We start from the raw sequence: 17286 nt of genomic DNA on the forward strand, positions 1-17286 counted from the left end.
TGCGAATGCAGCCTTTAATTTAGTCATAGGTATGATGGCGAGTGACACTAAATCGGTTAAGAATTCGATGCACTACATACACCGCGCTTAAACTTACCGTTACCGCAACAGCCACCGAGCTAAACCGATATAAAGCGCTGTATACTAAATCTTGCCCTGGGCCTAACGATTGACCAAATAAAATCCCAAAGGTGGTTAATACCCCAAATCCGACACCCGGTGGACCGCCGCCTAAAATATGAAATCGACTGAATATAAACGATAATATCCATAATATAGCCACTGGAAACAGCAAAAAGTCGGTATGGTTATACAGCACTAATTGCGAAATCAATGCAGCATTACAGCCTATCAATGTACCAATAATACGTTGCCAACTTGCGGTGCCCACCGCTTTAAAGCACAACGAAAATAAAATTAAAATAGATGCCGCTTGCGCCGAAATTGAATCTTGCAAATCAAGCACCTGAAAAACCACAAACGACAAAGTCGCAACCGTGGCACATAACAAAACCTCGTGACGAATACTTTCTTTATCCTTGTGCGGTACAGCGCGCATGGGTCGCGCTGTCACATCAGGAAACAAGCCATGCATCAAGAGCGCAATAATAATAGTAATAAAAATAGCCACACCATTACTTAAAATAAGCGGGTAAATGCTACTACCTTGATCAATATGGCTGGCAAAATGTAACTGAATCGATAAACTCACCGCACCTAACGCACCAAATAAAAACGCACCACCAGAGCTCATTAAGTAAAACAATATACAAAAGCTAGCAAAAATAATGAGCGTCATTAACACCGGCAAGTGTGAAAATAAGCCCTGTAAAATAAGTACTATAAACGCACTGTAGGCAGCACTGGCAACAAATTGGCGAATCACATCTTTGTTAATACTTGGCACTAAACCGAGTAATAACATAGGGTAAACTGTAAAAAATATTCCATTGGGCCAATTCATTAACTTGCACAAAGTAAAACCAATAGTACAGCCACCGGCAATACGTAGCGCTTGGCGTAAGCCATTTGAATCGAGTTGTGGCGCTTGGCTAACATGTTGTGTCATTACTCGCCCCACTAATAAATGTAATGTAACCAACTAATAAAACGGATCTGTACTGTTCCCAACCATTGACCTACAGCCGATTGCGGAAGTAACTGCACAGTAGCACGCGCACCACTGGGCATATTATTTATAAGCTGAGTGTTATTTGGCAGCACTAAATGAATACGTTGACGCTGGGCATCGCGAACCCAGCGGTTGCTGGTTTCGGTGGTGCTAAGTAATCCATTCGCACTAAGTTGCCCGTCACTAACACCTGCTTCAAAGGTTTCAATTTTAGCGTCGAATACTTCACCAGGTCGGCTATCAAATACCACTTTTGCTAAACTGCCTGGCTGCATATTTAATAGTGACTTTTCACGAAAATCGGCCACCAAATCCGCTTTCTTTGCCACAACCGCGAGTAATGGCTTACCCGCAACCGCATAGGAACCTTCAAGTAACTGTAAATTAGCCACAACGCCATCACTTAAAGCGCGCACTTGGGTATAAGATAAATTAAGCTCAGCTTGGGCTAACTGATTGGCCGCATGACGCAGTGCTAAGTTATCTTGTCCTGAATCGCCACGCGCTAAAACAGCTTCTGCCAACTGTGCTTCAAAGGCAGCTAAATTAGATTGGCTTGCGGCAAAATTAGCCCGAATGCTTTCAAGCTCTTGCTCCGAAATAGAGTTTTGTTTGTAGAGTGTTTCGCCACGCTTTTTTAATAGCTGCTGCTCATGCAATTTAGCGTTAGCTGCACTTATTTGTGCTTCCAGCGCTTTTACATTGGTATCAAGGCGTTTATTTTGCAGTTTGGCATCATCAAGCGCGAGCTGCGCTTGCTCAAGTGCTAGTTGGTAAGTGTTTTTGTCTATTTCAAATAATACATCACCCGCTTTAACCGTTTGATTGTTGCTGACCAATACATCAGTAACACGGCCGTTTATTTGCGGCGATATTTGCACAACCGGATGGTAAACCCGTGCTTGTGGCGTAACCGGCAGCCATACATCGGCAACAATATAATAGAAAAATACAACAATAAAACCAACGAGCGATACTTTAACGTAGCGGGCAAATTTTTGATCGGGTGTCATACTTATTTATCTCCAGATAAGCTTGCAATACAACGCCGCGCATTTTCTTCCATTTGCACTAAACTATGCGCCATACCGTCAAGCTGCTCCGTGCTTAAGCCTGCATATAAACGCTGTTTAATATCGCTTGTGAGCTCTTTTAAGTGTTCTAATAACTTTATACCCTCATCGGTAAAGTACAATTTTTTACTGCGTTTATCGTGCTCATCAACTTGTCGAATAACCAGATTTTGCTGCTCTAATTGCTTAATGGTGCGCGTTAATGAGGGCATTTCAATACCTAAGCTAGTCGCCAACGCTTGTTGTGTTGCCCCTAAAGGTAAATGATGTAAGTGGATCATTGCCGTCCAGCGCGACTGAGTTAAACCTAGCGGCTCAACCGCCAATGTCACCGCTTCTCGACATAAGCGATGCACTCGGCCCATATTGCCGCATAAGGTTAAATCGAGTGTTTCATGAAAAGGAATAGTGCTGCTCATAGGAACTCTTGCTTGTGAATATCCAGCAAATTTTAGCATTAGTTAGCAGGCTAAGTAAATAATTGGTATTTTAGCTTCACGTCAATAAGTTTTATTTAGACAAATAATGCGCAGCAAGCTTGTCTAAAAAAGTATAAAGTTTAGCGTTCATTTCACTATAGTCATGGCTTAAGAGCTTTTCGGGCTGTTCAATAAAGCAGTAATTATGAGCATTGCTTAAATCATCGTTGGCAATGAGGAGGGTAACCACCTCGGTAGTCAATTCCATGTGGCATTGAAAACCAAATACTAAATCGCTATAAGCGACTATTTGCCTTGGACAACCTTCACTATAGGCAATAATACTGGCTGTAGCAGTTAGCCCTGGCATGTCGTTATGCCAATGCCCTACATTAAGCTCACTACCAAAATGGCTAAATAAAGGATGATTCAAGCCTGTATCGGTGAGGGTAATCGCAAACTTACCAATTTCTTTTTCTGGACTGGGTTGATAGGCCGCGCCTAACGCTTCACCAATTAATTGTGACCCCAAACAAACGCCCAATACCACTTTGTTTGCAGTGATCGCGCTGGCAATAAAGGCTTGTTCTTTTTTACTATCAAAATAAGGGCATTCTGCAAGCGATGTAGCGGGGGATTGTGGCCCACCCATTACGATTAAAAAATCGATATCATCGGTGTGCTGAGGTAAGGGATCAGCTAAATAAATACGGGTATAAGACAACGTGTGGCCATTCATTTTAGCCCAAGCTTCATAAGCGCCTGGTGCTTCAAAATGTTCATGAATAATAAAGTGAATGTGCATTGCCGTTTCCTTAAAATATTATCTGTTTAATAAAGTAACGGTCACCGGATATAAGTGACCATGTAACAACCCCTAAAAGTTAAGTAAATTAGCTGGAGAATATTGATCGGTTAGCACCTTAGTATCACTTGGCCAATCTTTACCATCTTTAGTGAAAAACATACGCTGGCTAATTGCCTTTATATCTACGTCATAAGGGGCAAGTAACGGAGCTAGCTGCGTCACCCGCTGCGCTATTTGTTGCTCTGTAGGGATATTGCTATAACCAGCTAAAATAATACGATTACTATTATTATTGGCTGTTACATTAATAAAATCGCCAAATACCGCATGATAGGTTGCCGACTCATGTTCATAGAGTTTGCTTGATGAAAACGTGTTAGCAGCAACAATTCCGTCTTCGGCTAATACGCTTTTTATTTCTTCAAAAAACTCTTTAGTGAGTAAGTGCTCAGGAATGTAATCGCCATTAAATGCATCTAAAATAATCCAATCAAATTGCTGCTTTTTAAGCGCCGCACGTTTAATAAAAATACGCCCATCTTGCACTTTAGCAGTTACCTTATCGGTTTCTATAAAGTTAAAATAATCGCGCGCCACTTTAATTACTGCGGGATCTATTTCAACATTTTCAATGTGTGCCTTTGGATATAGCTCATGAATCATATTAGAAAGCGTACCGCCCCCTAAACCAATAATGAGCACATTTTTAGGGTTATCAATCAGTAACAAACTAGAAAAAGCCAACTTAGTATAATTAAATACCAGTTTTTTAGGGTCGCTGATATACATACAGCTTTGACTGCTTTGTCGGGTTTTTTCATCAAACTTTAAACAGCGTAAGTCACCGGTTTCTTCAACTAATAAACTTCGATATAAAGAACGCTCTTTATGGACAACATTACTCATACTGTAAGCTGAAAATAGCAGCGCCATAATACAAATAAACAATAATTTAAGCTTGAGCATAAACGGCCTCTCGTACTCTAAGTTTATCAAAAGTAATAGCAATCAAGCCAAGTGTGCCCAACACCCCAGCAAAACCTAAAATAATGGCGTTAACATCAAACGCCAGTACCATATAAAAAGAGGTAATAATGGTGCCCAGTGCACTGCCTAAGGTACTGACAAAATAAAGCCCGCCAGCCACTTGGCCGCTGCGCTCACTATTGGTAACCAGCAAACGTACCGAGTAAGGCGAGATCATGCCTAAAATAATGGTAGGTATAAAAAATAACGCGGTTGAGGCGAGTAACGAGCCGTAGCGGCTGTCTTCAATATGCGAAAAAATAAATGCCATAATTGGCTCAGCAAACAATGCAATTGGCACCACCATAATACTGGCGACTAAAAAAATTAACCCATATTTAGTTAGCGAAGGATGACGAATAGACAGCTTACCTCCCAGTAAATATCCAAATGATAAGCTAAGCATAAACACAGTAATAATACTGCCCCAAATATGCACGCTACTGCCAAAGTAAGGTGCTAAAATTCGCCCACCTAACAGCTCTATTCCCATAATACTAAAGCCACTACTAAACGCTAAAAAGTAAATTAATGCATTTGTTTTTGTTAACATTACATTGTTCTTATTGTGTTATTTTCATCCATCTTAACGTGATGTAAGCGAACAGGCTAGCGTATGTCTAATTTAGGTGTTAATAATTAAAAGGCGTGAAATAATCGGTTGTTTTAAACTATAAAAATAATTAATGCCGCTGCTGTTAACCCCCTTTACAGTTTCTTTAATCGTATAAATAGCTGTCTGCATTATGATATTTTAGGTACGCTGCATTTTAAAACATGTTATAAATATCACACTACAAATACAGCTAATCCAATTGGATTGAAAGGACAAGAATCAATGGATACAAGCGGCAACAATAGCTCGGTAGTTATTTTTCTTATTTCAGCATGTTTATTGTTACCCTTTTTGGAGAGCATGCATGGTGGAGCGCTTTGGGGATTAAATTGGCACTCTCCACGGCTTATGGATACATTAAGCCATCATCTACTTTATATAAAATTGGTGTTGGTAATTACGGGTTTAATACTGCTTTTCACCAAACCTGAAAAAATTAAAAGCATAATTAAAAATAAAATAGCCCAGTGGTTGTTCTTTATCATTCTTACATTAGTCGCTTTAATACAAATTCCTTTTTTATGTTTAGGGATTTTATTCAATGGTTCTTCATTATCAACCCCTGATTATATTCACAAACAAAGCACGTTTACTGATCGTACTATTTATATTTACACCGCAGACCCTGGAGCAATGGGGAAAGCCTACCATTATGCGTATTTAAATTGCCCGCTAGCATTTGGCCGTTATGAGCTAAAGCAAATTGCTAAACTAAATTGGATGCGCGAATACACGTTTTACATTGAAAAGAATGACCTGATAGTAATTGATAAAAATCCTGATGGTTTAACGCATACTTTCGATATGAGTCATGTAACCTGCTCCAGCTAATATCTCCTTTTTATAATTAGCTTAGGTTATAGCTTTCAATCAAGTCTCCATAATTGCCCTTAATGCTAATAAAAATTTCGACTTAAAGCCGAGTTATTAGCACTAACTCATTTAGATCATGTATTCTTTTTAAACACAAAAAGCCGCAGTAATAAATACTGCTGCTTTTGTTTTTAGCTAAATGCTTTTAATAAGCACCAGCGCTATATATAAGCTCGTAGCTGTGGCTGTAAATCTCAAGGATGTTACCAAACGGGTCTTCCATGTAGATCATGCGGTACGGCTTTTCACCAGGGTAATAGTAGCGTGGCTCTGGCATACGTTTTTTACCACCTGCAGCAACAATACGATCCGCTAAGCCTTCTACATCTGGGTCTTGTACACAGAAATGGAAGATACCGGTTTTCCAGTATTCAAAGTTGTCTTTAGGGTTTTCTTGGTCTTTAAATTCAAAAATTTCTACACCAATTCGGTCGCCTGTTGAAAGATGCGCTATTTTGAATTTTTCCCAATTTGGACCAAATACATCGGTACACATTTCGCCAATTGGGCTGTTGTCTTCAGTGATCATGGTAGGCTCCATTATGGTGTACCAGCCCATCACCTTAGTGTAAAACTCTACGGCTTTTTCAACATCGGGAACTGAAATACCAATGTGCGAAAAACTACGTGGATATGTATGACTCATAATAAATACTCCTACTTAACTATGTTTAGTTGATGGAGTGAGTTTACGAACTGACCAACATTAAGTAAAATTATCATTAATCATCATTTTGAGTATATTTTGTAATGATAAACCCGACATGGTTAAACACGTTTTGTACTTTAGTTGAGGTAAATCACTTTACCCAAACCGCCGAGCGCCTTTATATGACCCAGTCAGGCGTAAGCCAACATATAAAAAAGTTAGAGCAGCAAGTAGATTGCGCCTTGCTTGAGCGCCACGGTAAACAATTTACGCTTACCGTACATGGGCAAAATTTATATCAGCAGGGTAGCTTATTATTAAAAGAATGGCAGTTTTTAGAGCAGCAATTAAAAGATGATTCACCTTACAGCGGTTTAGTAAAAATACAGTCGCCAGGCAGTTGCGGGCTAAAGTTTTACAATCAACTATTAGCACTGCAAGTAGAGCACAAGGAGCTAATTATAGATTACCGCTTTGCTCCAAATACCAGTGTTGAACAAGCAGTGGCAAACCATAGTGCCGATATTGGCTTTTTAACTCAAGCGCCTGCCCTTAGCGAAGTAACCAGCCATAAAATAGGCCAAGAGCCTTTACTATTGATCACACCGGCCGCAATAAAAAGCCCAACATGGAGCGCATTAAATGAACTGGGTTTTATTAGCCACCCCGATGCAAAACATCATGCACAGCTTTTACTTAGCGAAAACTACAGTGAATTTGAACATGTTGATCAAATTAAGCAAACGGGGTTTTCTAACCAAATAAGTTTAATACTGGAGCCGGTAAGTTTAGGGCTGGGTTTTACAGTTTTACCTGCGCACGCCGTTAGCGCATTTAATAAACCTGCGCTTATTAAAACGCATCATTTAGCTAATCCAATTAGCGAAAATATTTATGTGTGCCATCACCGAAATAGGCCGTTAGCAAAGCGTATGCATAGCGTTATTGACGCAATAAAAGCAGGCTAGGGCACCTAAATCAGCGCCCGTAAAGCCCCTTTACAGCTTAAGCTGTACGTTTAGCTTTTTGCGTAATGTCTGTGAGGCTCTGTTTGCTTTTTAAATAAACCTTGTGCACAGCAAAAGTAAGTAAAGTCATCAGTACCATCATACAAAGTGTCGGCCAAAGGCTGAGGGTATGATAACCAAGCGCCCCCATAAACCAGCAAATAAGTACCCATTGAATAACATAGAGCGCGGTTACATGTTTACTGGCATATAAAAGGGCACGTGTAATAGGGCCATTATATTTATCAGCAAAAATATACTGTATAGCCGCTAGTGCACATAAATTTAAGCCAATTAAATAGCTAATACCGCCGCCATTTAAATGGAAAAAGTTGCCAAACTGCCCTTTAAAATCAATGGCTAACCATATGCCGCCAATAACAAGTAAAGCAGCACCGAGTTGTGCACATACTTTATATAAGTAATCGGCATTTTGTTGGTTACTAAGATATAAACGACCAAGTACATACCCCGTTAATATCGCACTTATCCAAGGAAATACCGGAAAATACACCTGATAGTTATTAGCAAAAAACAAATCGCTAATATAAGGTGAAAGCGTAAATTGTTGCCCCCTCACAAACTGGCTCATAACTGCAATTGCAATGGCTAAAACCGCAATCCATGTTGTTTTCCAACGGGCAATATTAAGTACACCAAACAGCAATAAGCTAACTCCAGCCAGTTGTAAAATATCACCTGTTAACACCATAAATTGTAACTGCCCAGTACTGAGCGGACTTTGCCAGCCATACGCATTTATAAATGCCTCAGGCATGGTATTAAATACTTCAATAGGCAGCCAAAACTTGGCCGCATTCATTAAATAGGCAAGCAGTAAAAGCTGTATGCCACGCTTAATTAATAGCAAAGGTGTTTGCCTGCGCGAAAGCGCCATAGATAGCCCCATTGCCACCAAAAACGAGGCGGTGCCTTTGCCAAGTATATGCACAACCGTACCAAATGCGCTTTCACTTTGAAGCGTCGTGGAGGCATACATCCATAAGGTATGCACAATAATCATAATAAAAACGCTCGCACCACGCGCAAGATCAATCGTTTTAAGACGTTGGTTCATTGGTTTTAATATCCTTTTTAGGGCAGGTTTGGCATTTGCTATAACCGGCTAAATAATAGCGGCAACAGGTTAAACGCTGGGGTTTTTCAGTAAATGGCGCATCAAGATTAAAGTGCTGACAAATAAGGGTGTGCAGCTGACGATGGCAATTATTGATATGTAAAGTAGTAGCAAGGGCTAAGCTATGAGCTCGCTCAATGGCGCTACTTAATGAATCGAGTAATAACCGTGCTTGTTCTTTTTTACCCAGCGCGTAGTCGGTATTTACCCATTCACCAACTTGGCTTATAAAATGAGTAAACGCTTTGGTTTGCTCAGTTTTACTTACTAACACGCCATTATTCAGGTTAAACCCACGACAATAAGCGCCATTTACCGCTAACGGCATGTTAATGGGATCAGCCGTACTTTGCTTGCAAGCAAACCAATAGCAATAAGCGTAAACAGCTTGCCAGCAAAGCTGTAAATACAAATGCCGACTAATAAATTGCTTAGGCGCAGTAGGGTACTGCGCCTTACAACGAACTGTTAAAGCGCGCACTAATAATAAGCTCGGTTTAAAAGTTCGTTGCACGGGTTGTTGGCAATATAAAAACTGCGCAAGGGTAATCGGTTTAGCCATACAGCTTTGCCGATACGGGGTTGTTTAAGTTACCAGCAAACTGCAAACTACCTGCCGGATCCGTTAAATCAACCATTTGCTCATTATTACCCAGCTGTAAGCGGTTTAAACAAGAGTGAGCAAACTCATCACTAAAAAAGTCATACTCTTTAAATCGCTCATTTAAAGCAGGATTAGCATGTTGATATGCTTTAACACTTTGGGTAACACACTGCCAAAAGTCATGCTCTGTAATACGCTCTTCTCGCACTAAAATTGCTACTAAGTATCTAAAGAAGCAGTCAAATACATCGGTAAATATACTTAATAGCTCAAGCTCTTTCGGCATAGAAACATGAATACGTTCAACCCCTACAGGCAATACTTCAGTGCTATTAAGTAAGGCAACCTCTTCACCTATGTCTTTCATATATGCGCCCACAGGCACCGAGTTTTTAAGCTTTAAAATGAGGTTTTCGCCGTGAGGCATAAACACTAATTTATGCGCGTAAAAACAATGTACTAGCGGAATTAAATAGGCATTAAAGTAGGCACGTAACCACTGCTGCGAGCTCAAACCACTTTGCGTTATCCATTCGCCCACTAAACTTTGGCCATTATTATCTAAGTGTAATAACGCTGCCATGGTGGTCAGTTGTTCATTACTATTTAAATTATGGTTTGGGTTTTCTCGCCATAAGCAGGCAAACATTTTACGATAGGGTGTATCACCTAGCGCGCTTTGCTCAAACGTATGATGGGCATAACCTAAGGTGGCGTATTCTCTAAGCGCTGTAAAATTAGCGCCTGCGAGTTGTTGATCTTGGCTAACCTTAGCAAATACCCAATCGTTAATGGCAGGAGTCACCGCCATGTAAGCACGCGATAAGCCACGCATAAATCCCATATTTAAAATAGACAACGCCACTTTTAAATACGGTTTATGCGGGTGCGAGCAGTTATATAATGTCCGAATTGATTGTTGCGCTTGATATAAATCGTCACCTTCACCTAAATACACTAATCGCTGATTTGCCAACTCATTTGCAAATACCACACTCAATTTGTGTTGGTACTGCCAAGGGTGAGCAGGAATGAGTAAGTAATCATCGGGTTTTAGGTTTTGAGCTTTTAGCGCTGTGTTAAACGCATCTCGAGTGGTTAAATCTAGTTCATCACTTATATGGCTTGGGTAGTCGACAAAGTATTCACTATGAGCAAAGTCGCATACCGCTTTATGCGCTGCTAACCACAGTACTTTAAACGGTTTGCCTACTTCTGGCGCATAACGTAAAAAGTCAGCTTTACTAAAACCAATGCGGCCATTATTAGCAACAAAGGCAGGATGCCCTTCGCTCATTGCGGCTTCTATTTTTTGCAGCCCTAAATTAGCTAACTGCGCCGCTGTTAAGGTGTTATTTTCACGTTTAAAGCACGCACTGGCTAAAGTAGCATTTAGCTCTTCAAGGTAGGTGGCAAGGCGCTTACCCGTTAAACCTAGCGCAGGCCCTTGCATACTAAAAAAGTGCAACACATCTAGCGGCTGCAGCTCTTCGTTAAGGTTGTAAAAGCATAGGCTTGGCTCGTCTATATCTATATGATTCAGTGCCATAGCACGGCCATTAAAAATAAAGTAACCGCCTTCAACATTCACTTTAAAGCCTTGCTTTGTTGTCTCTGCGGCCAATAAACGCTCGTGCACTAGCTCGGTGAGTGCTTTAGCTTGTAAATGCCGATTTGCCCATTGCCAATGTGGCTGTATCACGTAATCAGTTTGCAAAGGTGCTAACGAATCAGTAAATAGTTGGCTGTGCCTATCAAAGGCTGCTTTATTACAAAAGCCTAAATAAGCGGCTTTTTCGCCTAGTTGAATTTGCTGGGTGTGAACAAATCCCAAACGTTTATTTAAAGTATGAATTTTACTATTAGCAATGTCGGGCTCAACCACAACACGGGCGGCACTATTTTGAGCAAAAATACTTTGCAGCACGCACTGCATCATTTCAAAACTAAAATGGCGCTTAGGTGCCGTGTTAGGCGCTAATAAAATATGCATACCCACATCATTAGGTTCCACCTCGTACGCCGCTTTCATTAAGCTTTCGTGCTCAGGGCTATAAAGCTCAACTAAAGCCAATAGGTTATTATTTTGCTCGATCACGTATGCCTGATGATGAGGCGTATCAATAATATCTTGATACGCTTTAGTTATTTGTTGCTCGGTTTGCTGCTGCATCCCCCAAAAGTGCGCATACGGTTGCTTAAGCCAATCGCAAACAGTTGGCATATCTGTTTGTTGTAATAACCGCATCGTCACTTTACCGGTATGCTGTAGGGTGGTTACAAAAGATGAAAAATACATAAAAACTCCAATAAATCTTAAAAACTAAGACGCTGAACGCGCAGTTCGAGCAACAGCCTTAACCCGCCAAAGCAAAATAAAGGCAAGGCTTGCAAAGCCAATGGCAGCAAAGTAAAACACAACCGTTGTTGAAAGATGCTCTACGCTCATACCCACTAGTAACGACGCTAAAATAACCCCGATGTTTTGAGCAATGTGCACTTTGGCAAAGTCGCTGCCGTAATGTGCAGGCTCACTTTTAGCAAATAGCATTACCTCTAGCAGTACCATCACTTGAAATAGCGCAAAACCATATAAAACACGTGATAAAATTACTAACCCAACCGACTCCTGCGCTTGTAAATAAAGCCCAAGCGCCCCTAAAATAAGTGCACATAACAAAGTGCTCGTGCGGCTTAATGTTGGCAGTGGTAAATGCTGCCTGAAATGGTTAAAAACCAGCATAACAAGCGCGGCAAAGGCAGGAATGGCGTATATAACAGCGCTTTGCAAGGTGCTGCTTTGTGCGTTTAATGCTTGCCAATGAGTAGTAAAGAAAGGGCGAATTAAAAACGCGCTAAAATAAACCACCACACTTAAAAAGCAAAATTGCCAAATAAAATAGGGAATACGTTCTCGCGGTTTTTCAGTCGTTATTGCTTGCTGATAAATACCTGTTTTTAATGAATACATTAAGTAGGCGCATAATAAAACCTGAACTAGGTCACCGGCACTACTGAGTAATAACGCATAGCGTGGCTCTGCTAAACTAAAGAAATAACCACCAATTAAAGCACCACCAATCGCACCAAAATGCATCAATACAGAAAACAAACCAATAATAGATAAATGCTTAGTTTGCTGCTCTAATCGCAGTGCAAATGGGTATATAAGAAGGTAGCTTGCCTTTAGCACCAACATTAGTTGGTAGTAAATCCAAAACTCCCATACATTGGTCGCAAAGTAGCAAAGCAGGCCAAAACCAGCGGCTACTACTTGGGTTACTAACCATAAAGCCAATTCATTGTATTTTTTAGCGACCTTAGCCCATAGCGGTAAAGCCAGCATTACAGTAATACAACAGTTAGCCACAAAGAGGCCGATTAGAGTGGCGTTACTAATAGCAAATTCACTAGCAAAAAATTGCGGATAAAACGGTAGCAACAAGGTATCGCATACCACCGAAATAACCGTCAGCAAAATTAGCGCTAAACGAAGACTCATGCGGCGCTACTCTGCTGTTGTGTTGATAGGGTGACATCGCTTAAATCAAAGTTTTGAAAAGCAATTTTTTGCTCAACCTGATAAGGCGAATAACCTAAAATTTCACGTAAAATAATACTATTACGGTAGCAAGCCATACCTAAATCTGGAGTTACAAAACCATGAGTATGCTGCTCGGCATTTTGTACAAAAATACGTTTTTGTTCGCTATCTACCGCATATTCACGACTCACTAAATAACGACCTTGCTCATCTTGGGGTAATTGGTGGGCAATATTATTTAAAAAAGCAGGGCGCTGATATTTAAAGCCCGTGGCGCAAATTAAAAAGTCGGTTTCTATTGAAAAGGGCTGCTCAAGCTCCTGATGATAAAACTCAGTCAGTAAACGCTTACCTACTTTTTGAGTACCTGTTAGCCTGCTGTTAGTTTTAAATGTAGTAGAAATTGGCCCATCAAGGCTTTGCGCGTAGAGGGTGTCGAAAATGTCGTTAATTAAATCGCCGTTAATGCCCTTAAATAGATTTTTTTGGTTTTGATTGAGCCAATCTCGCTGCTCAGTTTTTAAATTATAAAAGTAATCTACATACTCAGGAGAGGTCATTTCAAGGGTGAGCTTAGTATACTCAAGCGGGAAATAGCGCGGTGAGCGTGCTATCCAATCTAACTGCAAACCTTGCGGTACTGCTTGCTGCAATAAGGTGTGGTAAATTTCTGCTGCACTTTGCCCAGCCCCTACCACGGTAACTCGTTTAGCCGCTTTTAATTCATCAAGCCGATGACAAAAATCGCTACTGTGCATTACGTTATTTGAGTTACTTTGCACAGCGCAATCAGGAATATACGGTGCAGGCCCTGTGCCCAAAACAATATGGCGAGTCACATAATGTTGCATACCATTAGGGGTGTTACAGCTAACGGTATAACACTCACTTTGCGGGCAAAATTCAACTTGAGTGACAGTTTGTTCAAAGTTAACATTTGAAAGCTGCGAGCAAACCCATTGGCAATATAAGTTGTATTCACGGCGCAATAAAAAAAAGCTTTCGCGAATATAAAACGGGTATAACCGATTATTTAATTTGGCATAATTTAAAAAGCTATACTGGCTGGTTGGATCTGCCATGGTTACTAAATCCGACATAAACGGAGTTTGTAATGTAACGCCTTCTAGCATCATTCCAGGGTGCCAATCAAACTCACTGCGCTGCTCCAAAAACAGGCTTTTTACATCTTCGAGCGGTTCACTTAAACACGCTAAAGATAAGTTAAATGGGCCAAGGCCAATAGCGATAAAATCGTAAGGTTGATTATCCATTATGCAATTTCCCTATAAGTTTGCCATGCAATGTGGCTAATTTGCTCAATAACAGCGCGTACATCAGTTAATTGGCACTGCGCATTAAGCAATGTAAATTTAAGATAATGGCGACCATTTATTTTTGTACGGGCAATCATGGCTTCACCAGTTTTTAAAAACGTTTGTCGTACATGCAGGTTTAAAGAGTCGAGTAAATCAAGGTCATGTTTTAAATCATCAGGGGCAAATCTAAATACCAAGGCACTAAGCTCGGGGTAATTTACTACTTCAAAGTCGGGGTGATCGTTAAGTACAATATGCGTTTGGCGCGCAAGACCAATAACTTTATCGAACGCGCGGCCAAGTGGTGCCTCTCCAGTGGTACGCAGTGTTAGCCATAATTTTAAGGCATCAAAACGGCGAGTGGTTTGCAGGCTTTTATCAACCAAATTAGGCGTGCCATTTCCGGCCTCTGCTAATGGGTTTAAATAATCGGCATACAAAGTAATGTGGCTAAAATGGCGTTTGTCGCTTAATAAAAAGGCACTACAACTAACCGGTTGCATAAATGATTTGTGATAATCAATCGTTATTGAATCAACCAACTCAATGCCATTAAGCGCATTGCGGTGGTGCTCGCTCACCAACAAACCGCCACCAAAAGCGCCATCTACGTGGCACCATAGCTGCTCTTCTTTAGCTAGCATGGCAATATTATGGATTGGATCGATAGAGCCAAAATCGGTTGTGCCTGCGGTAATAACAACTGCAATGGGTAAATCACCTTGCGCTTTGCTTGTTGCTATGGCGGTTTTAAGTGCCTCCATATCCATTTGCATTTCGCTGTTTGTAGCCACCGGCACCACGGCGTCGTAACCTAAGCCCAGTAACGCCGCTGCTTTTTGAATACTAAAATGGGCCACCTCAGAGCAATAAATTTTAAAACGCGATGCAACAGCCGGTAAGCCCTGAAGTTTTACCTGATGTTCTGGCGCATATCGGCTTACTGCTACTTCACGAGCAACCAACATTGCCATTAAGTTTGATTGCGTGCCGCCACTAGTAAATACTCCATCGGCAGTGCTTGGCAATGCTGCTTTTTGGCATGTCCAATCAATCAGCTTTTGTTCGATTAACGTCGCGCCTGCACTTTGATCCCACGTATCTACTGAGGTATTAATAGCAGCAATAATGTGTTCGGCCACAACAGCAGGGTAGGTTACAGGGCAGTTTAAATGAGCCATATAACGCGGATGATGAAAATACACGGCATGATCTAAATACACGCCTTTTAGCTCTTCAAGCACCGCCGGAAAGTCAGCCAAAGGCTTTGATAAATCAACATCGTTTACGACTTCTGCTAACGCATTTACCGACACACCTGAAAATGGCTTTTGGGCTTTAGCCATCGCTTGCTGTACTGCCGACAACCCTTGCAATGATGCTATTTGATAATTAATGAACTGCTCTAAATTGAATTGTGGGGGCAAGCCGCTTTGTTCAAATACAGCCTGTTTTTCAATGGTATTAATATTTAACACTTGAGATTGAGACACATCAACATTCCTTGAGTACACTTTTTAGGTGCAAGGATCTTAATGATAATGATTTCTATTTACAATAATGAAAAAAGATTAGGTAGCAACTTTTTTTAATTAGAGCTAATAAGCTTGTCGTATATTTTTAACAAAAATCGATAAACTACATTATTAAACGTCAAGCATTACAAGCAAAAAATAAACTAAGAGAAAGTTAAGTAAATTATTTTAGCGGTAGCAAAGCTATGTTTAGCCATTACCACCTATTCAAATACGAGCAATAAATAAGCAACTGAGCTTAATAATCATTATTTATGAAATATTTAATACAATATTTAAAGTATTGGCGGTTTTTCTGTTACGTTGGTGTTTGTATTAACGCTAAAGGACGTCATGATGGAAGTAAAGCAACTAGCAAGTCAGACCTTAATCGGCTTAAAAGTAAGAACCTGCAACGCCAATGAAATGAACGCTGGCACTGCAAATATAGCTGAACTTTGGCAAAAATTTGGTGAAAAGTTTGCCAACAGCCTCACCCAAAACACCAAAGTGTATGGTGTGTATACTAATTACGAAAGCGATCTCACTGGGGACTTTGACGTAATTGCCTGCTGCGATAATTTATCAATTAAACTCCCTGAAGCTAAAAAAGTAACCATCCAAGCGGGGCGTTATTTGGTATTTAAAGGTGAGGGTGAAATGCCCGATGCAGTGATCGATTTATGGGGCGAAATTTGGCAATACTTCAGCTCAGACGATTGCCGCTATGAACGTACTTACACCAGTGATTTTGAGTATTATAAAAACAGTAAAGAAATAGAAATTGCCATTGCAATTAAAGACTAAAAAACGGCTAGGTTTGTAAGCGCAAACCTAGCCTTTCATTACTGTAGTTTAACCCCTGCCAACTAAATCACTGGTTATTACTGGCTAGCTTGGTTTTTAAATCATGTAAATCGCACGCCGTTATTGTAGGCGTTAGTTCCCAGGGATCAAAAATAGCCTCATTTGAGCGCTGTATCCACGCAGCACGCATACCGTGCGATAACGCCCCAATAACATCAAACGGATTACTCGATATAAGCCAAGTATTAGCACCGGTTGAATGTGCCTGACGTAAAAAATGACTATAAACACCGGGGTTGGGTTTAAAAGTTTTAATGTCATCGGCGCTCACCACGCCTTCAAAATAATCACTTATACCTGCCGCTTCGAGCAAGGTATTTACCGAACTGGCCGCACCATTAGAAAACGCAAACAACCGATAGTTTTGTGCTTTTAAGCTCTCAAGCCCTGCTTTAACGTCATCGAATGCGGGTAGGGTTTTATAACGCGCTAATAACTGTGCTTTTTGCTCATCGCTTAAAGTTACCTTGTGCAGTAAACACGCATAATTAAGTGCCTGCTCAGTACACACCGAAAACGGCACATAGTTTTGCATTAAGCCACGTCTAAACGAGTATTCAAGTTGTTTTTCACGCCAGGTAGTTGAAAATGCGTGCGAACTATCGCCAACCATATTTTCAAGTAACGACACCACGCCATGAGTGTTTATAAGCGTACCGTATACATCAAACGCCAGTGTAGTTGCCATTAATGACTC

At 40.7% G+C, this 17286-nt stretch carries 17 protein-coding genes; 3 read left to right on the plus strand and 14 right to left on the minus strand.

Annotation, left to right across the window (positions count from 1 at the left end; all coding sequences use genetic code 11):
* Window positions 1-19 precede the first annotated feature (19 nt).
* The 6 genes from P20311_RS06160 to P20311_RS06185 all read right to left on the minus strand — a co-directional run bounded on the left by P20311_RS06160 (window position 20) and on the right by P20311_RS06185 (window position 5011).
* On the minus strand, window positions 20-1069 hold the full coding sequence (locus tag P20311_RS06160) for a DUF2955 domain-containing protein (protein WP_008110787.1): 1050 nt from the start codon (window positions 1067-1069) through the stop codon (window positions 20-22).
* Between the two features lie 11 nt (window positions 1070-1080).
* Window positions 1081-2145 carry an HlyD family secretion protein gene (locus P20311_RS06165; protein WP_008110789.1) on the minus strand — a complete coding sequence of 355 codons (1065 nt, stop codon included), beginning with the start codon at window positions 2143-2145 and terminating at the stop codon, window positions 1081-1083.
* 2 nt (window positions 2146-2147) lie between these two features.
* Window positions 2148-2624 (minus strand): MarR family winged helix-turn-helix transcriptional regulator, encoded by a 477-nt coding sequence (locus P20311_RS06170; protein WP_008110790.1) that lies wholly within the window; start codon window positions 2622-2624, stop codon window positions 2148-2150.
* 91 nt (window positions 2625-2715) lie between these two features.
* Entirely contained in the window at window positions 2716-3429 is a 714-nt protein-coding gene (locus P20311_RS06175) for a GMP synthase (RefSeq protein WP_008110793.1), read from the minus strand.
* Between the two features lie 72 nt (window positions 3430-3501).
* The gene (locus P20311_RS06180) at window positions 3502-4365 is read right to left on the minus strand and encodes a spermidine synthase (RefSeq protein WP_370587305.1); all 864 of its coding nucleotides are present in this window, start codon (window positions 4363-4365) and stop codon (window positions 3502-3504) included.
* Between the two features lie 19 nt (window positions 4366-4384).
* On the minus strand, window positions 4385-5011 hold the full coding sequence (locus tag P20311_RS06185; protein WP_008110797.1) for a fused MFS/spermidine synthase: 627 nt from the start codon (window positions 5009-5011) through the stop codon (window positions 4385-4387).
* Between the two features lie 285 nt (window positions 5012-5296).
* On the opposite strand from P20311_RS06185, the gene P20311_RS06190 reads away from it, so the two are divergent.
* Window positions 5297-5905 (plus strand): hypothetical protein, encoded by a 609-nt coding sequence (locus tag P20311_RS06190; RefSeq protein WP_008110799.1) that lies wholly within the window; start codon window positions 5297-5299, stop codon window positions 5903-5905.
* Between the two features lie 187 nt (window positions 5906-6092).
* On the opposite strand, the gene P20311_RS06195 is transcribed toward P20311_RS06190, so the two are convergent.
* A complete protein-coding gene (locus tag P20311_RS06195) occupies window positions 6093-6593 on the minus strand; it encodes a lactoylglutathione lyase family protein (protein WP_008110800.1) in 501 nt (166 codons plus the stop codon).
* Between the two features lie 104 nt (window positions 6594-6697).
* Between P20311_RS06195 and P20311_RS06200 the strand changes: the two genes are divergently transcribed.
* Entirely contained in the window at window positions 6698-7564 is an 867-nt protein-coding gene (locus P20311_RS06200) for a LysR family transcriptional regulator (RefSeq protein ID WP_008110801.1), read from the plus strand.
* Between the two features lie 37 nt (window positions 7565-7601).
* Here the strand turns inward: P20311_RS06200 and P20311_RS06205 are convergent, their stop codons facing one another.
* The 6 genes from P20311_RS06205 to P20311_RS06230 are packed head-to-tail and all read right to left on the minus strand — an operon-like array spanning window position 7602 to window position 15701.
* Entirely contained in the window at window positions 7602-8681 is a 1080-nt protein-coding gene (locus P20311_RS06205; RefSeq protein ID WP_008110802.1) for a heparan-alpha-glucosaminide N-acetyltransferase domain-containing protein, read from the minus strand.
* Entirely contained in the window at window positions 8665-9303 is a 639-nt protein-coding gene (locus P20311_RS06210) for a hypothetical protein (protein ID WP_008110803.1), read from the minus strand. The genes P20311_RS06205 and P20311_RS06210 overlap by 17 nt, the downstream gene beginning before the upstream one ends.
* Window positions 9296-11644 carry a GNAT family N-acetyltransferase gene (locus tag P20311_RS06215; protein ID WP_008110804.1) on the minus strand — a complete coding sequence of 783 codons (2349 nt, stop codon included), beginning with the start codon at window positions 11642-11644 and terminating at the stop codon, window positions 9296-9298. The genes P20311_RS06210 and P20311_RS06215 overlap by 8 nt, the downstream gene beginning before the upstream one ends.
* 24 nt (window positions 11645-11668) lie before the next feature.
* Window positions 11669-12847: an MFS transporter gene (locus P20311_RS06220; RefSeq protein ID WP_008110805.1), complete on the minus strand. Its 1179-nt coding sequence runs from the start codon at window positions 12845-12847 to the stop codon at window positions 11669-11671.
* Window positions 12844-14163, minus strand: a complete 1320-nt coding sequence (locus P20311_RS06225) for a lysine N(6)-hydroxylase/L-ornithine N(5)-oxygenase family protein (RefSeq protein WP_008110806.1) — start codon at window positions 14161-14163, stop codon at window positions 12844-12846. The genes P20311_RS06220 and P20311_RS06225 overlap by 4 nt, the downstream gene beginning before the upstream one ends.
* Window positions 14163-15701, minus strand: coding sequence for an aspartate aminotransferase family protein (locus tag P20311_RS06230; protein WP_008110809.1), 1539 nt, complete (start codon window positions 15699-15701; stop codon window positions 14163-14165). Before P20311_RS06230 ends, P20311_RS06225 begins: the two co-directional genes overlap by 1 nt.
* Before the next feature lie 378 nt (window positions 15702-16079).
* Here P20311_RS06230 and P20311_RS06235 point away from each other — a divergent pair, with 378 nt between their 5' ends.
* A complete protein-coding gene (locus P20311_RS06235; RefSeq protein WP_008110810.1) occupies window positions 16080-16529 on the plus strand; it encodes a GyrI-like domain-containing protein in 450 nt (149 codons plus the stop codon).
* Window positions 16530-16596: 67 nt separating this feature from the next.
* On the opposite strand, the gene P20311_RS06240 is transcribed toward P20311_RS06235, so the two are convergent.
* Window positions 16597-17277, minus strand: a complete 681-nt coding sequence (locus P20311_RS06240) for a haloacid dehalogenase type II (protein ID WP_008110811.1) — start codon at window positions 17275-17277, stop codon at window positions 16597-16599.
* Window positions 17278-17286: the final 9 nt, after the last annotated feature.

Source organism: Pseudoalteromonas sp. BSi20311 (genome assembly GCF_000239875.1).
Classification (GTDB): domain Bacteria; phylum Pseudomonadota; class Gammaproteobacteria; order Enterobacterales; family Alteromonadaceae; genus Pseudoalteromonas.

What these genes read in the sequence shown, in the direction of transcription:
- P20311_RS06160 (WP_008110787.1), bottom strand. Translation starts at nt 1,069, where the DNA reads ATGACACAACATGTTAGCCAAGCGCCACAACTCGATTCAAATGGCTTA.
- P20311_RS06165 (WP_008110789.1), bottom strand. Translation starts at nt 2,145, where the DNA reads ATGACACCCGATCAAAAATTTGCCCGCTACGTTAAAGTATCGCTCGTT.
- P20311_RS06170 (WP_008110790.1), bottom strand. Translation starts at nt 2,624, where the DNA reads ATGAGCAGCACTATTCCTTTTCATGAAACACTCGATTTAACCTTATGC.
- P20311_RS06175 (WP_008110793.1), bottom strand. Translation starts at nt 3,429, where the DNA reads ATGCACATTCACTTTATTATTCATGAACATTTTGAAGCACCAGGCGCT.
- P20311_RS06180 (WP_370587305.1), bottom strand. Translation starts at nt 4,365, where the DNA reads ATGGCGCTGCTATTTTCAGCTTACAGTATGAGTAATGTTGTCCATAAA.
- P20311_RS06185 (WP_008110797.1), bottom strand. Translation starts at nt 5,011, where the DNA reads ATGTTAACAAAAACAAATGCATTAATTTACTTTTTAGCGTTTAGTAGT.
- P20311_RS06190 (WP_008110799.1), top strand. Translation starts at nt 5,297, where the DNA reads ATGGATACAAGCGGCAACAATAGCTCGGTAGTTATTTTTCTTATTTCA.
- P20311_RS06195 (WP_008110800.1), bottom strand. Translation starts at nt 6,593, where the DNA reads ATGAGTCATACATATCCACGTAGTTTTTCGCACATTGGTATTTCAGTT.
- P20311_RS06200 (WP_008110801.1), top strand. Translation starts at nt 6,698, where the DNA reads ATGATAAACCCGACATGGTTAAACACGTTTTGTACTTTAGTTGAGGTA.
- P20311_RS06205 (WP_008110802.1), bottom strand. Translation starts at nt 8,681, where the DNA reads ATGAACCAACGTCTTAAAACGATTGATCTTGCGCGTGGTGCGAGCGTT.
- P20311_RS06210 (WP_008110803.1), bottom strand. Translation starts at nt 9,303, where the DNA reads ATGGCTAAACCGATTACCCTTGCGCAGTTTTTATATTGCCAACAACCC.
- P20311_RS06215 (WP_008110804.1), bottom strand. Translation starts at nt 11,644, where the DNA reads ATGTATTTTTCATCTTTTGTAACCACCCTACAGCATACCGGTAAAGTG.
- P20311_RS06220 (WP_008110805.1), bottom strand. Translation starts at nt 12,847, where the DNA reads ATGAGTCTTCGTTTAGCGCTAATTTTGCTGACGGTTATTTCGGTGGTA.
- P20311_RS06225 (WP_008110806.1), bottom strand. Translation starts at nt 14,163, where the DNA reads ATGGATAATCAACCTTACGATTTTATCGCTATTGGCCTTGGCCCATTT.
- P20311_RS06235 (WP_008110810.1), top strand. Translation starts at nt 16,080, where the DNA reads ATGGAAGTAAAGCAACTAGCAAGTCAGACCTTAATCGGCTTAAAAGTA.
- P20311_RS06240 (WP_008110811.1), bottom strand. Translation starts at nt 17,277, where the DNA reads ATGGCAACTACACTGGCGTTTGATGTATACGGTACGCTTATAAACACT.